The sequence below is a fragment of the Streptomyces sp. IBSNAI002 genome (assembly GCF_052244475.1).
In the GTDB taxonomy this organism is placed as follows: Bacteria; Actinomycetota; Actinomycetes; order Streptomycetales; family Streptomycetaceae; genus Streptomyces.
Genome location: NZ_JBQPXG010000006.1, coordinates 116,274 through 131,093, shown reverse-complemented (window position 1 = coordinate 131,093; position 14,820 = coordinate 116,274). Strand labels below are relative to the sequence as shown.

At 74.0% G+C, this 14,820-nt stretch carries 11 protein-coding genes; 6 read left to right on the top strand and 5 right to left on the bottom strand.

Annotation, left to right across the window (positions count from 1 at the left end):
- Nucleotides 1-6: 6 nt before the first annotated feature.
- The gene (locus ACTVZO_RS43845) at nucleotides 7-222 is read right to left on the bottom strand and encodes a hypothetical protein (RefSeq protein ID WP_443304177.1); all 216 of its coding nucleotides are present in this window, start codon (nucleotides 220-222) and stop codon (nucleotides 7-9) included.
- Here ACTVZO_RS43845 and ACTVZO_RS43840 point away from each other — a divergent pair.
- From ACTVZO_RS43840 to ACTVZO_RS43825, 4 genes are all read left to right on the top strand, one after another.
- Nucleotides 212-1,510 (top strand): GNAT family N-acetyltransferase, encoded by a 1,299-nt coding sequence (locus ACTVZO_RS43840; RefSeq protein ID WP_443304176.1) that lies wholly within the window; start codon nucleotides 212-214, stop codon nucleotides 1,508-1,510. The genes ACTVZO_RS43845 and ACTVZO_RS43840 overlap by 11 nt on opposite strands.
- Nucleotides 1,511-1,893: 383 nt before the next feature.
- The gene (locus tag ACTVZO_RS43835) at nucleotides 1,894-2,292 is read left to right on the top strand and encodes a restriction endonuclease (RefSeq protein ID WP_443304175.1); all 399 of its coding nucleotides are present in this window, start codon (nucleotides 1,894-1,896) and stop codon (nucleotides 2,290-2,292) included.
- 100 nt (nucleotides 2,293-2,392) lie between these two features.
- On the top strand, nucleotides 2,393-3,007 hold the full coding sequence (locus tag ACTVZO_RS43830; RefSeq protein WP_443304174.1) for a carbonic anhydrase: 615 nt from the start codon (nucleotides 2,393-2,395) through the stop codon (nucleotides 3,005-3,007).
- Between the two features lie 113 nt (nucleotides 3,008-3,120).
- Nucleotides 3,121-4,542, top strand: coding sequence for a SulP family inorganic anion transporter (locus tag ACTVZO_RS43825; RefSeq protein WP_443304442.1), 1,422 nt, complete (start codon nucleotides 3,121-3,123; stop codon nucleotides 4,540-4,542).
- Between the two features lie 39 nt (nucleotides 4,543-4,581).
- Here ACTVZO_RS43825 and ACTVZO_RS43820 read toward each other — a convergent pair whose 3' ends face one another.
- Nucleotides 4,582-5,541: a hypothetical protein gene (locus ACTVZO_RS43820; protein ID WP_443304173.1), complete on the bottom strand. Its 960-nt coding sequence runs from the start codon at nucleotides 5,539-5,541 to the stop codon at nucleotides 4,582-4,584.
- 531 nt (nucleotides 5,542-6,072) lie between these two features.
- Here ACTVZO_RS43820 and ACTVZO_RS43815 point away from each other — a divergent pair.
- Nucleotides 6,073-6,600: a papain-like cysteine protease family protein gene (locus tag ACTVZO_RS43815; RefSeq protein ID WP_443304441.1), complete on the top strand. Its 528-nt coding sequence runs from the start codon at nucleotides 6,073-6,075 to the stop codon at nucleotides 6,598-6,600.
- Between the two features lie 2 nt (nucleotides 6,601-6,602).
- The gene (locus ACTVZO_RS43810) at nucleotides 6,603-7,526 is read left to right on the top strand and encodes a hypothetical protein (protein WP_443304172.1); all 924 of its coding nucleotides are present in this window, start codon (nucleotides 6,603-6,605) and stop codon (nucleotides 7,524-7,526) included.
- On the opposite strand, the gene ACTVZO_RS43805 is transcribed toward ACTVZO_RS43810, so the two are convergent.
- The 3 genes from ACTVZO_RS43805 to ACTVZO_RS43795 form a co-directional block, all read right to left on the bottom strand.
- Nucleotides 7,490-8,398 (bottom strand): DUF6923 family protein, encoded by a 909-nt coding sequence (locus tag ACTVZO_RS43805; protein ID WP_443304171.1) that lies wholly within the window; start codon nucleotides 8,396-8,398, stop codon nucleotides 7,490-7,492. The genes ACTVZO_RS43810 and ACTVZO_RS43805 overlap by 37 nt on opposite strands.
- 558 nt (nucleotides 8,399-8,956) lie before the next feature.
- Nucleotides 8,957-9,850 carry an ROK family protein gene (locus ACTVZO_RS43800; RefSeq protein ID WP_443304440.1) on the bottom strand — a complete coding sequence of 298 codons (894 nt, stop codon included), beginning with the start codon at nucleotides 9,848-9,850 and terminating at the stop codon, nucleotides 8,957-8,959.
- Nucleotides 9,851-10,008: 158 nt separating this feature from the next.
- Complete coding sequence (locus ACTVZO_RS43795) at nucleotides 10,009-14,457, bottom strand: glycoside hydrolase family 38 N-terminal domain-containing protein (protein ID WP_443304170.1); 4,449 nt, start codon at nucleotides 14,455-14,457, stop codon at nucleotides 10,009-10,011.
- Nucleotides 14,458-14,820: the final 363 nt, after the last annotated feature.

Genomic DNA, 14,820 nt, shown 5'->3' with positions numbered 1-14,820 from the left:
CGCACATCAGGCCAAAGAACCGGACCGCCCGTCGCTTGAATCGATGGTTGAACCGAGGGTCGTCTCTTCGATGTCCAGGGCAACTTGGAGTTGTTCTGGCGCAATCCATGGCATCGCCGGGTGGCGTGAAGGCGTCCCGCCCTCTTTGAACACCCGATTCCGGTTGCTAGAGATGGGCGGAAACCACCGGAAGATCAGGAAGGTGCCGAAGATGTCACCCACCGGCGAACTCGTCACGCACGGCTGCCAGCTGCCCGACTGGGACGTGCAGGCCCTGCCCCCCGACCAGTGGCAGCCCTTCTACGCGGCGGTGCTCGGCGCCTTCCACGAGCCCGAGCCCGACGAGGTCACCGCCCTGTGGGGGAGCCTCGGAGAGCCGCGGCGCTGCCTGCTCGTGCGTGAGCGCGGTGCCATCGTGGGCACCGCGGGAGTCTTCTCCTTCCGCATGTCCGTCCCCGGCGGACGGAGCGTGGACACCGCCGGCGTGAGCATGGTCAGCGTCCAGGCGGTGCGCCGGCGCCGGGGCGTCCTCACCGCCCTGATGCGGCAGCAGATCGACGCGCTGCAGCGCGCGGGCGAGCCGCTGGCCGTCCTGACCGCCTCCGAAGCCCCGATCTACGGACGCTTCGGCTACGGCATGGCGGCCCGTCAGCTCTCCCTCGACATCGCATCGCGTCGCGTCCGCCTCGCCACGCCGCCCGTCGACAGCGACGAGGTCGAGCTGTCCCTGGAGGACCCGTACAAGGCCCTCGACGCGTGCGAGGAGCTCTATGCCCGCCTGCTGCCGCAGCGCCCCGGGATGATGGCGCGCGAGAACGGCTGGGAGCTCGTACCGCTCCTCGACCCGCCGGCGTGGCGCGAGGGCTCCTCCCCGGTGGAGTGCGTCATCGCCCGGGTGGACGGCAAGGTCGTCGGGTACGCCCGCTATTCGGTCGCCGTCGAGTGGTCCAGGACGAACACGGCCGAGGGGACCGTCCGGGTCCGGGACATCGAGGCCGAGGACCCCCGCGCGTACGCCGCCCTGTGGCGGTTCATCCTGGAGACCGACCTCACCTCGCGCGTGATCGCCCCCAACCGCCCCGCCGACGAAGCCCTCCTCCACCTCGTGTCGGACGTCCGCCACTGCACGCCCACGGTCCTGGACAGCCTGTACGTCCGGCTGGTGGACCTCCCCCGCGCCCTGTGCGCACGCACGTACGCCGCGGCGATCGACATGGTGCTGGAGGTCGGGGACGGATTCGCCCCCTGGAACCAGGGCCGCTGGCGGCTCACCGGGGACGGCGAGGGGGCCGTGTGCACCCGCACCCACGACGCCCCCGACCTCTCGCTGGACGCCGCCGCCCTCGGGTCGGCCTATCTCGGCGGGGTCACCTTCACGGAACTCGCCGCCGCCGGCCGGGTCCGCGCCCACCGCCCCGGCGCCCTCGCCACCGCGACCGCCGCGTTCTCCTCGGCCTCGGCCCCGTGGATGCCGTTCGCCTTCTGCCGCTCGCTGCTGCCCCGCCTCTGACCCGGGCGCGTTCGCGCGCACCTTCCGGTCCGGCCCCGGGCCCGCCCTTCCCTCGGAGAGCGGGCCCGGGGCCTCCGCGCGTTCGCGGCGCCTCCGGCCGACCCCGCCGCACCCGTGCCGCGACCGCGCGGACGGCCGGGCCGTGCCGGGAACGTTCACTCCTCGCCCACGGACCCGGGCGCCCTGCCCCGCGCTCCCGCTGCCCTGCCCGGACGGTCCGCGTTCACACCCGGCCCGTCGCGTTCACACCTCTCGTCCGCGGCGGGCCGGGCCCGTTGACCCCGGTCCGGCGCGCGGCGGAAGCTCGGTCGGCGGGGCAAGCCACCGAGCGAAGGAGGCCCATGCACGATCACGACCGCACCGGACGAAACGAGTGTCCCGGCATGACCGACGCCGTGCTGCCCCTGGACCGGGCCGCACACCACGCGCTCGCCGTGGCGGTGCTCAGCCTCCCGGGGGACCGGCTGGACCTGGCCGACTACCAGCAGATCCAGCTCCAGCTGGACCACCACGTGCACGTCATCGCCGCCGAAGTCCACGACCGGTGCGCGGCCCGGGTGTGCCCCGACCCGGCCCGCCAGCGGGTGGAGCACGCCGTCGCCCAGGTGCTGCGGACGACAGGGCATCCCGCACCCGGCACCCTCGCCGGCGCGCGGAACTCCGCCAGGGCGGTCGTCGCCCTGCACACCTGTCTCGACCACCTCGCCAACGCGCCGTCCGCCCCGCACCCCGTCTCCGGGGCCGGCCCGGACACCGGCCCCGAACCGGCCGGCGACCACTGACCACCGCTGCCCGCAGCGCTCCTGACGACACGGAACACCACGACCGGCAACGCGTGTCCGCGCCCCGGCCCCGTACCCGTACCCGACCCCCGAGGCACATGTGCAGCCTTTCACCGACCACGTCCGCGGCTTCGCCGCCCGGAACTCCGCCCACCCGCAGGCCCTGGCCTCCCTGGCCCGTGAACACAGGCCGCTGGCCGCACTCGTCACCTGCTCGGACGCCCGCGTCGTCCCGTCCCTGATCACCGGAGCCCGTCCGGGGGAGCTCTTCGAACTCCGCACCGCAGGCAACGTCGTTCCCCCGTACCGGCGCCACGCGGTGTGCGCCGTCGCCGCCAGCCTGGAGTTCGCCGTGGAGCAGCTCCGCCTGCCCGACCTCATCGTCTGCGGCCACTCCCACTGCGCCGCCGTGCGCTGCCTTCTCCGGCGGCGCCCCGGCGCGGACCTGCCTCTGCTGCACCGCTGGCTGGCGGCGGCAGCCGGTTACCGGCGGCCGGCCGAAGGCCCGTTACCGCCCGGCCCGGCGGACGAACACCTCGCCGGGGCCGCCCAGCGGCACGTCCTGACCCAGCTCGAGCACCTGCGGACCTACCCGTGGGTCGAGCGCCGGGTCCGCGCCGGGCAACTGCGGCTGCACGCCTGGTACTACACCGTCGAGACCGGCCAGACCCTGGCGGCCCGGGTACCGGGCGCGAGCACCTTCGAGGCGCTGTGAGGAGCCCGTCCGGCGCGGCGGACCGCGAGCGGACCGCCCCCTCCCGCCCCGACCCGCGGCGCGCACCCGCCGCCGGGCGGCCCGGCGGCGGGTACGAAGCCCGCCGTGCCGGGCTGCTCACCCGCGCAGGGCACGACGTTGCCGCCTCGGCCGTCGTCTTCCTCATCGCCGTCCCGCTCTGCGTCGGCGTGGCCGCAGCCTCCGGAGTTCCCGCCGAACTCGGCCTGGTCACGGGGATCGTCGGCGGCCTGCTCACCGGACTCCTGCCCGGCAGCAGCCTCCAGGTCAGCGGCCCGGCCGCAGGCCTGACCGTGCTGGTCGCCGACGCCGTCCACACCTACGGCCTGGCCGCCCTCGGCCCCCTCGTGCTCGCCGCGGGAGTACTCCAGATCCTGCTGGGAGCACTGCGCTGCGGCGGCTGGTTCAGGGCGATCTCGTACGCGGTGGTCGAGGGCATGCTCGCCGGCATCGGGCTCGTCATCGTGCTCGTTCAGCTGTACGCGGCGGCGGGCACCACCGCCCCCGGCTCCGCCCTGGACCGGATCGGCGCCCTTCCCACGCTCGCCGGACACGCCCTCACCTCCCCCGTGGCCCGTGCCTCGCTGCTCCTCGCCGTCCTCGTCATCGCCGTCATGGCCCTCTGGCCGAAGCTGCCCGGCCGGCCGGGGGCCGTCCCGGCCGCGCTGGCGGCCGTCTCCCTGGCCGTGGTCGTCCGGCTCGCCTTCGAACTCCCCGTCGCCACCGTCGAGATCACCAGCCTGTCCGACGCCGTGCACCTGCCCGACCTCGGCGCGGTGACCGGCCTGCCGGTCGCCGGCGCCCTGGGCACCGTACTGGCCATCGCCCTCATCGCCTCCGCCGAGAGCCTCTTCGGTGCGGCGGCGGTCGACCGCCTCCACGACGGGCCGCGCACCGACTTCGACAAGGAACTCATGGCCCAGGGCGCGGGCAACGCCGCCGCCGGGTTCCTCGGCGCCCTCCCGCTGACCGCGGTCGTCGTCCGCAGCGCCGCCAACGTCCAGGCCGGGGCGCGCACCAAGACCTCCCGGGTCCTGCACGGTCTGTGGCTGCTGCTCTTCGCCGCCTTCGCACCCGCCGTGCTCACCCTCGTTCCGGTGTGCGCCCTCGCCGGACTCCTGCTCCACGCGGGCGTCCGGCTCCTGCCGCTCAACCGGCTTCGCGGGCTGTGGCGGCAACACCGCGGCGAGGCGGTGATCCTCCTGGTCACGGCGGGCGCGATCGTGACCGCGGGCATGTTCGAGGGGGTCCTCGCGGGCCTCGCCCTGTCGGTGGCCCACTGCGCCTGGCGGCTGTCGGCCGTCCGGGTCGACCAGCAGGTGGCGGGCCATTGCGTCACCGTCAGGATCACGGGCAACGCCACTTTCCTGCGGCTGCCCGTCCTCCTGGACGGGCTGGCGGCCGTCCCGGCCCACCTGCCCGTCAGCCTGGACCTGAGCGGTCTGCGCCACTGCGACCCGGCGTGCGCGGCGGCGCTGCACGAGTGGGCCGCCCGCCGCGCCGCTCCCTCGCTCTGAGGGCCGGTACGGGGGCGGGGCGGGGCGGGGCCCCGCCCCTCAGGTCCAGTCCCAGCAGATCCCCAGGATCCCCCGGCGCACCCCCGGCTCGATCAGGTGCACCGAGCGGTGACGCCCGTTGGCCGTCAGGTTCCGCAGCTCCGTGCGCTCCCCGCCCGGGAGCACGCGCCTGAACCGCCGGCAGCGCAGCGGCAGGGCCACTTCGTCGAAGCGGATCTGGAGCACGTACTGCCCTCCGGTGTAGCTGAACCCCCGTACGTACTCCTCGCAGCGGTCCGCCGTCCCGTCCTCGAACCCGTACGCGAAGACGTGCGTGTCACCGACGCGCAGCTGCGCGTCGAAGAGGAGCTCCGCCACCACCACGCCGGTCTCCGGCCGCCTGCGGACGCGGCCGATGCGGCAGTTCTCGTACGCCCGCACCTCCATCCGGGCCGCGTCGCAGCCCCGGTCGCCGTGGTGGATCGCCACGTAGCGGTCGACGCCGTCGCGGTGGGCCCGTACCGCGTGCTGCGAATCGTGGCCCTGGAGCTGGCCGCGCCGCCCGATCCGCACCCGCTCGTGGTGCACGAGCGTGTGCAGGCCGCCGTCGAGCGGCACTTCGAGGTCGGCCAGCAGCTCCTCCACCGACCCCGGCACCGGGACCAGCGAGCGGTAGGCCCGCGACGGCGGCCGGCCCGCCGCGACGGGCGACGACGCGGAAGGCGGCAGCAGCCGGGTCAGCGCCCCGGCGGGCAGATCGAGGACCCTCTCCAGCGCGGCCACGGCACGGAGGGACTCGGGACGACAGGGCCGCCGTATGCCCCGCTGCCAGTAGCTCAAGGAGGTCACCCCCACGCTGACCCCGTACGAGGCCACGCGCTGCCGCACCCGGTCGAGAGGCAGGCCCTTGGCCGCGAGCGCATGGCTGAGCGCGAGGTGGAAGGGGCCCGTGTGCAGGACGCGCGGGAGGGAGCGGGACGGGCCGGGGGCGGTGTCGTCGATGCCGGGCGTGCGTGGCATGAGGACTCCTTCGGTGCGAGGGGGAGGGGTGCGAATACCCGGAAGTCTCGTCTCCGCCCCGTGCGCCCCGTCGGCATTTCAGGACTCTTGACCGGATCGCACCCACTGCCGTGCGGCCCTCCCGCGCGGGGCGACCGGACCTCCTCGCTCCCTCGGCGGCGGCGCCGGCCGCCGGCCGCGCCGCCGAACCGCACGGTCACGCCAATCCACGCGGCTGCGGCGCCCCGCGAGCGGTCACCCGGCCCGGCTCCCGACCGGCAGGCCACAGAGGGGTGTTCGGGGGCGAGGCGGGGCCTCGGGTTTCGGTCATATGCCAGACGGCGTTTCCCGGGTCATGGGCTGCGCTCCCTGTTCCGTCCGTAGCGTTGGGTCCTTCCGTTCCGGCTCCCAGGGGGTCCGCGGCCCGAAACGCGGGCCCCTGGAAAGGAGGACCACGTGCGCGAGCGCCGTGGGAACGACACGAACCCCCGCACCCGCCGCCGTACCCGCCCCCGTACCCGCCGTCGCACGGGCACCGTGCTGGCCGCCGCGATGCTGGGCGCGACCGCGGTGGCCGCCGCCGGCACGGCCCACGCCGCACCCCGGCGGATCGACATCACGATGCGGGCCCAGGAGAAGACCAACTGGTGCTGGGCCGCCGCCGGATCGACGATCGCGCACCGGCTCGGCAAGGACCGCTCGCAGAACGACTTCTGCAACGCCGCGTTCGACCGGCGCCAGGGCACCCAGTGCCCCAACGACCAGGCCAACCTGGGCCACGTCCAGAAGGCCCTGCGCTGGGCCGGGATCGCGCCCGGCACGTACGTCACCGGCTGGCTCCGCTACGGCACCGTCAAGACCGAGATCGACGCCGGACGGCCCGTCGAGACACGGGTCCTGTGGACGTCGGGCGGCGGGCACATGCACGTCATCTACGGCTACGACGCCGACAAGGACTGGATGTACTGGGGGGACCCGTGGCCCTCCTACACCCGCTACAACTGGGGCTCGCACGACTACTACCTCGACAACGGCACCTTCCGGTGGACCCACTCCCTCTACGAGATAGGGAAGGAGTGACCGTGCGCCGTGCCCCGAGGACGACCCTGCCGCGGCCGGTCACCGCAACCGTGACGCTGGCCCTGCTCCTGGCGCCCGCACCGGCCGCCTCCGCCTCCGCCTCCGCCTCCGCTCCGTCCGGGCACACCGCGCCGGCCGTCGACCTGGTCCGGGCGTCGGAGCCCGCACGGCTGCCCGGGACGGCCGCCCTGCTGACCGCGTTCCTCACTGCTGACGGCCTGCGCTCCGCGGGGCACGGCACACCCCCGGACGAGGACTCCCCTCCCGGCCCGGTCACCCTCGGCGAAACCCGGGCCGTCCACACCCTGAACCCCGACTTCGTCCGGGGGCTGCCCGGAGCCCCGCCCGCCCGCGCGGATGCCGCCACGACGACGGCGACCGGCGCGAACGGCCGCACCGCGACGGTGCGCACGGCCCTGGCCCAGGGCCGCTGGCAGGTGGTGGCCATCGCCTCGGGGGACGAGGAGGAGCGGTACGCCCGGGCCGCGGGCACGAACCGTACGGCCTTCCTCGAGCCGCAGACGAACACCTGGTACGCCTGGAACCACGGCACCGACCGCGTCGAACCCCTCGACGGGGCGCCCGGGAACGGGCTCGGCGCCGCGGCCGGCCTGTCCGTCGCCGGATACCAGCGGCAGGTCAGCGAACGCTACGCGACGCAGCTCCCCGGCTCCGCGTACGACGCCGAAGGCCTGGGCGGCGGGGGAGGCGGAGCCGAGCAGGCCGAGGCCACCGCGGAACCGCCCGGACCACGATTCCCCCCGCTCCCGGCCGCCTTGGCACTGCTGACCGGACTCGCCCTGGCCGCGGCCGGCCTGGCCCGCCGTGCATCCCCTCGGCCCAGGCCGGCCGCGCCCGTCCCCGTGGACGACGGCCGTGCCGGGACGGATCAGGCCGACTGCGCGCCGGACCGGCGCCGCAGGTAGACGCCGGCGGCGCCGAGCAGGCCGACGGCGACGGCACCGGCGGCGATGCCGGGCTCCACCAACGGGACACCGGGGGCGGCGGGACAGACCAGACCGGCCGCGTCCGCGTAGTCGCGCGAGTCGCCTCCGGTGAAGACGGGCGTCTCGGCTCCCTTCACGGCGAGGCCGTCGCTCCCCTTCTTCGTGAGATCGATCTTGAACGCGAGGCCGCGGGAACCGATCTGGTAGAGGTTTCCGTCGGTGTCGAACACTTGGTCGCCCCAAATGGGGTCCGTGATGTTCCCCAGGACGGTCGTCAGCCCGGTGTTCGGGTCGATGCGGTAGAGGCTGCTTCCGGTCTGGCCGTACAGCTGTCCGTCCACCGGGTTGACGGCGAAGTCCGAGGTGGAATAGCGGGTGGAATCGACCGTGCTCCACGCGGATGCCTCAGTGGGGTTCGTGAGGTCGACCCTCACCAGCTTGGGCGAATCGTACGACCGCAGGTACATCGTGGTGCCGTCGGACGTCATCGCTCCGATCCGGTACGAGCCGGACACGGCGGTCATTCCCGGGTCCGTGGCCACGTGCGTTACCGTTCCGTCACTCGGATTGATCTTCACGATCTTTCTGTCGGAAGGCGCGCCGGCGTTGAAGGGCTGCTGGATCGCGTACAGCATGCCGTCCATCGGGTTGTATGACATGGCGTCGTAGTAGGCCGACTGGGAGAACTGGATCGTCCTGGACGCCCGGCCGGTCCTCAGGTCCACCTGCTGCAACTCGGACTGGCTGCCCGTCCACTTGACCACCCAGGTGAAGTCGGCCTGGCACTGCAGTGCCTTGCTGCCCGCCGCCGAGCCGGTGCTGCCCGCGGCCAGTGCGGGACTGATCGCCATGCCGGATATGATCGCGGCTGCGGCCATGGCGGCGGCAATTCGCCTGTGGTTCTTCGGACGGGACATGGTTCCTCCATGGAGCGGAGACGAAGGATCTCTGAATTCACATGACGAGCACGGCAACTGGACGTAGTGAGTGACCCAGCCATCCCCGCCTGGTCGATCCCCGTGCTGCTTGCTTTTCGTAGCTGAAGCCCATATAGGGATCGCTGACTCGGGACATGTACATGCTCGCGTACGAGAGCTTTATGTGTGAGCGGCATAAGGGAGCAGATCACAGGTGATGGGTGACAGCCGTGCTCGAAATGGGGCGCTTCCCGTCGGCATCCGGTGTCCGCCCTCATCCGCCATCCCTTTCGACGGGTGCCTGGGCGGAAATGGCCGCTCGGACAAGGGCGTCATGAATGAGCGGCTCGCCCGCGGCGCAGCCGGGCGCGCTCGGGTACCAGGCGCTGGCCTTGTCTCGTCGTCGCCGACGCAGTGCCGGGCACCCCGGTGGGACGGCCGCCGCCGGAATGAAGCCCGGCCGTCGTGACGGTTCCCGTGCCCTCGGGGCCTTCAGGCGGCCAGGAGCTGGCTCGCGGCGGCGGCCGCGCCGACGAGACCCGCGTCCGTGCCGAGCGCGGCCGGTGCGATCTCCAGGCGGGTCACGAAGTCGAGCGCCGCGTACGTCTCCAGATGGGCGCGCAGCGGTGCGAACAACAGGTCACCCGCCGATGCGACGCCACCGCCGATGACGGCGATGTCGATCTCGACGAGAGTGGCGGTGGCCGCGATCCCGGCGGCGAGCGCGCGACCCGCGGTGTCGAAGGCCGCGAGGGCGCGGGCGTCACCCGCCCGGGCGGCCCCTGCGGCCGCGGCGGCGTCGGGCAGGCCCGCGTGGCGGGCGATGGACGTGCCGGAGGCGATGGTCTCGACGCATCCGCGGCTGCCGCAGGGGCACGCCTCGCCGTCCAGGTCGACGCTGATGTGCCCGATGTGCCCCGCGTTGCCGGTGGCGCCCGGGTGGAGGCGGCCGTCGAGGACGAGGCCGCCGCCGACGCCGGTGGACACCACCATGCACAGCGCGTTGCGGTGGCCGCGTGCGGCACCCAGCCGGTGTTCGGCGGCGGTCATGGCGACTCCGTCGCCGACGAGGACGGCGGGCACGGCAGCGCCGTGGCGGCGCAGGGCGGCGCGGGTCCGCGCGAGCACGGGGAACTCCCGCCACGCGGTGATGTTGACGGGGCTGACGGTGCCGCGGGCGGCGTTGACCGGACCGGCACTGCCGATGCCGCACCGCCGTACCGACGCCCACGCGGGCGCCTGGGCGAGCTCGGTGACGACCTCCTCGACCGCGCCCATCACCTCCCGCGCACCGGTGCCGCGCGGCGTGGTCCGCCGCGCGCGGACCAGGAGCGTCCCGTCGTTGGCCACGAGCGCCCCGGCGATCTTCGTACCGCCGATGTCGATAGCGAGGGTCGTTCCGCTTCCGGTGGTTTCCGCGGCTGCGGTGGCTCCGAGGGCGGGCTGACGGCGGTCGAGGGTGGTCACCGGTGGGGTTCCTGTCTTCGGCGGGGAGGAGGGGAGGGCAGCGGGGCGCGGCAGCGGGGGCCGGTCGCCGCGCGGTGTCATGCGCACCCCTCGCGTCCCACTGGCCGCCCGACGCGGACGGCGACGGCGGGGCCGTAGGCGAAGCGGCCCTGGCACACCGCCTTGACCACGACCCAGTACTCGCCGGGCGGTGTGTCGGCGGGAGGCCGCAGCGCGAACACCACCTCGCTCTCGCCCCGCGCCGGTACGCGCAGCCCGGTGCTCCGCTCCGGAAGCATCCGCCAGGTGCCGTACGGGGACACGGCGATGGCCTCGCCGTGCAGCGGACTGTTGAGGGTGTTGCGTACGAGGGCCCGGAGCTCCCCGGCGCCCCCGGCGGGCACGTCCAGTCCGGGCGTGCCCACCTCGATGGACAGGCCCGGCGCCGGCCCGTCCGCTCCGGGCACGCTCACGGTCAGGCAGTCCTCGACGGCCGCCCCGGCCCGTGCCGCCGTGACCTGGGCCGCCGTGACCTGCACGAGGTGGTCCCCGGGGGCCGCGTTCCCGGGTACGTCGACGGTGAGCGGCAGGCGGACGCAGCCGCCCGCCGGCAGGCTCACCTCCTGCCGCGTCCAGGAGGAGGCCCAGCCCTCGGGCAGCCGCACCTCGACCAGGTGCCTGCTTTCGCCCGCCCCGGCGGGGGAATTGCAGGTCAGCACGGCAGAGGTCCGCAAGGGCCCCGTTCCCGCGGGCAGCGCCGACGGGGAGACGGTCAGCGAGTACGGGGCGTCGCCGAGCGGAGCGGTGCCCGTGTTGTGCAGCCAGTAGCGGCTGAACTGCGGCTGCACGTCAGCGTGTCGCGGGGCGGGAGGCGGCAGCGGGGCGGTGGTCAGACGCACGGTGGTGTAGGCGCTGCCGGTCAGTGCCAGCGGGTCACCGGCCGCCCCAGGACCCTCATCCGCCCCCGGATCCTCACCGGCCGCCCGCGGTGCGTTGAGGAGGTCGGCCGCGCCCACCTCCCGCACGTCCAGCGCGGACATGAGTACGGCGTCGGCCCCGCGCCCGTGGGACTCGCGCAGCCGTACGGACAGGGCCCGGTCGTCCGCGCGCTGCACGGTCTCCACCAGCACCCGGTGCGCGGGCTCCACGGCGAGCAGGCTGCGCGTGGCGGGGGCCGGACCGGGGTGCGGGGCGCCGGTCACGGCGCTGAGGGGCTGGTTGAACTCCCTCCCCCTGCGCACCAGGTCGGCCGCGCGCCAGTCGCCGGCCGAGGAGACCAGGGCGTGCTCGAAGACGTGCGTCCAGTGCTGGAGCTGGAAGGAACTCCCGTCGGGGGCCGTGCGCCGCGGCGGGTCCATCCACTCGCCCGACGGCCGGCCGGTGCAGGACCTCATGAGGGTGCTGTGCAGCCGGCCGCGGGTGTCGACGGCGCAGGACGGGGTGCCGCGCACGAGCAGTGCGACCGTGCGGTCCTCGGCGGACTCGCCCGCGGTGACGTCCTCGTCGGCCACCGGAGACACGGCCACGATGCTCCCCCGGCGCACGACCGAGCCGGCGAGCGCCGCGAGCGCGCCCGGCAGGTCGTCCCCCACCAGCACCGCCACCGGCAGGTCCCGGACCCCGGTCAGATCGCAGCCGGGCCGCCAGACCTCGCGCAGGGGCGCGGCGGCGGGCACCCACACGAGCGGGCCGGCTGCGGCGCGGACCGCGGCGGCGCAGGCCGGGTCGGCGTCCGCCAGGACCGCGGCCGTGAACGAGTTGACCTCGGGCCCGCCGACGGCGATCCGGAAGTCCGGCAGGCTGCTGTCGACCGCGAGATCACCCCAGCGGGGGCCGCCGGCGCGGGTCGGCGTCGTCGTCACGCCGTGCCGCACGAGCGCGGTGACCAGGTCGCGCAGCGGGTCCGCCGCACCGGCGGCGGGGGAGTGCGGGCCGCCGTCGCCGGCGGACGGATCGGGCTGCCCGTACCCGGGCAGGCCGGCGTCCGGCAGCACGATCTCGCCCGCGCCCAGCGCCCGTACGCCCGCTTCGGAGCCGTCCGGACCGGTCAGCACGGCCCGCAGGGCCGAGGACAGCCCGAACCAGTTGTGGCACGGCGTGTCCAGGGTCCACGGAGCCCGGGTGTGGTCCGCTCCCGCGTCCGTCTCGGGGAACGCGAAACCGCGGCCCACCGCCGCGGTGGCGGTCTCGGCGACGGGCAGCGCTCCGCGCACGTCGGCCGGGATCCGCAGCCGCACCAGCTGGTCGCGGCCGCCGAACTCGTCCACGCGCGTGGTGAGATCGACACGGTCGAGGCCGCGCCACAGGGTGGTGGTGCGCGTCCAGCGGACCGGTCCGGTGCGGCCGGTGGTGACGATCCGGGCACCGAGCGGGCCGCGCTCGACCGTCACGGACTGCGCCGGCGCGTCGCCCGAACCGGTGCCGGGGCCCTTGGGCAGCAGGTGCCAGGGGCCCTCCTCGAAGAAGGGATGCGCCGGGTACTCGTCCTGCACGACGAGTTCGTCGACCTCGCCGTCGCTGAGCAGCTCGCGGCCGGTGCCCAGCTCGATGATGCTGCGCAGACCGCCGCCGCGCGCGGGGTCGGCCTCGACGCGGAACGCCTCGTTGGAGACGGAGAGTCCGCCTTCCACCTGCTCCCAGCCGCCGGACAGCGGAGCGTCGGAGGCCACGAGCCACCAGGTGCGGTGCCCGAGCGACGGCACGCGGGCGGCGAGGAAGGCCACCTGGACCCGGCCGTCCGACAGGTGCTCGACGAGGACGGGCGCGAGGGCCCCCGCCTCGTCGCGTACCGCGAGGAACGAGGGATCGCCGATACCGAGCGCCGCCGGATCCACGTGCGTGCGTACGAGATCGGTCCGCTCCCACGACACCGGGTTGAACACGGTCACCGCGATGCCGGGACCCCGTGTGTCGGCCTGTGCGCCCAGCGAGCCGAGCGCCTCCTCCCGGACGGAGGAGGCCAGTTCGTCCGCCTCCCGCCAGGTCGGCAGCAGATCCAGGTACACCTGGTCCGAGAAGGTGCCGGTCACCGCGTCGTGGTGGGCCGCGTGCAGCAGGTGCCGCCAGGCCTTGTCCAGCGCGTCGCGCGGGTACGCGAGCAGCCCCAGGCCGTGCGCGAGCGCGGCGAAGGTCTCGGCCTCCTGGACCAGGTACTCCGCGGCCCGGTGCGCCTGCTTCACATCGGCGTACGTGACGTCCTTGCCGGTGTACACCGGGCCCATCTCGCGGGTGACCGGCAGGGGCCGCTCATGGCGGGCGGCCAGCTCCGACCGGACCGCGGCGAAGTGCTCGCGCGGCCCCGAGTGCTCGACGCGCGGCCAGGTGTAGCGCCGGTTCCAGGCGTGCTGGACGTCCAGGCCCCACGGGTGCGGCCAGGAGAAGTCGGTGCCCATGGGGATGAGGACGTTGCGGGTGGCGGCGCCGGCCCGCAGGAGCTCGTACAGCTCGAGGAGCTGCTCGGCCGCGGCCGCGGCGGACGGGGCCTTGTGCGAGAACCAGCCCGCCGAGTAGTGGGCGGGCAGATAGTGCAGCAGCAGCCCCGACCCGTCCGGACCGATCCAGTCGTACTCGGCCGGCAGCTGCATCGCGGTCGGCGGACGCAGCGCCGCGCCCCAGGTGTCCATCATGGGACCCCACTGGTGGTGCGGACCGCGCGCGAGCACCGCCGAGTCGAGGCCCGCGCCGGCCATCAGCGCCGGGAAGCCGGGATCGTGCCCGAAGACGTCCAGCTGCCAGGCGGTACGCGGCTCCGCGCCCAGCACGCCCCGGTGGAAGCCGAGCCCGTGCACCGCGCTGCGTACGGTCGTCTCGGCCGAGGTGAGGTTGGTGGACGGTTCGTTGTACGTGCCGCCGACGATCTCCAGACGGCCTTCCGCGATCAGTCCGCGTATCGCGTCGCGGTGTTCGGGGTGCGTGTCCCAGAAGGGCTTGAGGTAGTCGATCTCGGAGAGCACGAAGCGGTAGGAGGGGTCGTCGTGCGCCTGCTGGAGGTGCAGCGGTACGAGGGTGAAGGCCGGCACCCCCGTGTACTCCCAGCCCTTCGGGTCCTCTCCCGCGCGGGGCGGGGTGTCCCACAGGGCGGTGTAGGCGGCCTGCGTGTTCCACCACATGGGGTCGTAGTGGAAGTGCGGTACGAGCCGCAGCGTCCAGCCCGGCTCGGCGACCGGCAGCTCGAACTCGTACGAGGCCAGGGGCAGTCCGTCCGGCGTGCCGACGTGCGCCGTCGCCGGCAGCCGGTCGCCGGGCACCGCACCGGGGGTGACCCGCACCGCCACCTCGACGACCGAGGTGACCGCCGGGTCCCCGCCGGATCCGGCCAGTTCGGCCTGCGCGTCCACGCCCGCGTACGCCTCGACCGTGTCGGCGCGCTCCAGCCGCGGACGCGGGGTCGTGAGGCCGGCTCCGGTCACGTGGACGGTGAGCGGGCCCACCGGACCGGTGCGCCTGACCTGGATCCGCACCACCTGGAGCGGATCGTTCTCGGGCCCGGTGAAAAGTCCGGGAGTACCGACCCCGGTGATGTCGACTCCGGTGGCTCCGTCGCCCATTTCCTGACCACTTCCGCACGCGTTGGGGGCAATAGTGCGCGGTGTCGAAATCATCGAAGCGCATTGGTGGATCAGTTTTACCGCCCGTTGATTCGCTGTCAATCAACCCGGGCATTTCATTGGCTTCCGCCCCGGGTGAAGCCCTGTCGGATGCTTGACACAAGCTCCGGAGGGCTGCCGCGACCGGGACCTTGGTCCTTATTCGGGCAGGACTCTCGGCAGGTATTTTCGCCGCAGTGGCGAGCTCACGGGCCCGATAGAGGACAAGGTCCGTAAATATCGAGCCCTTTGGATATGGGTATCCCATTGACTCTATGGAACGGAAAGGCGAATATTCGGCGCAGCAGGCCTTTCATCCTGCTG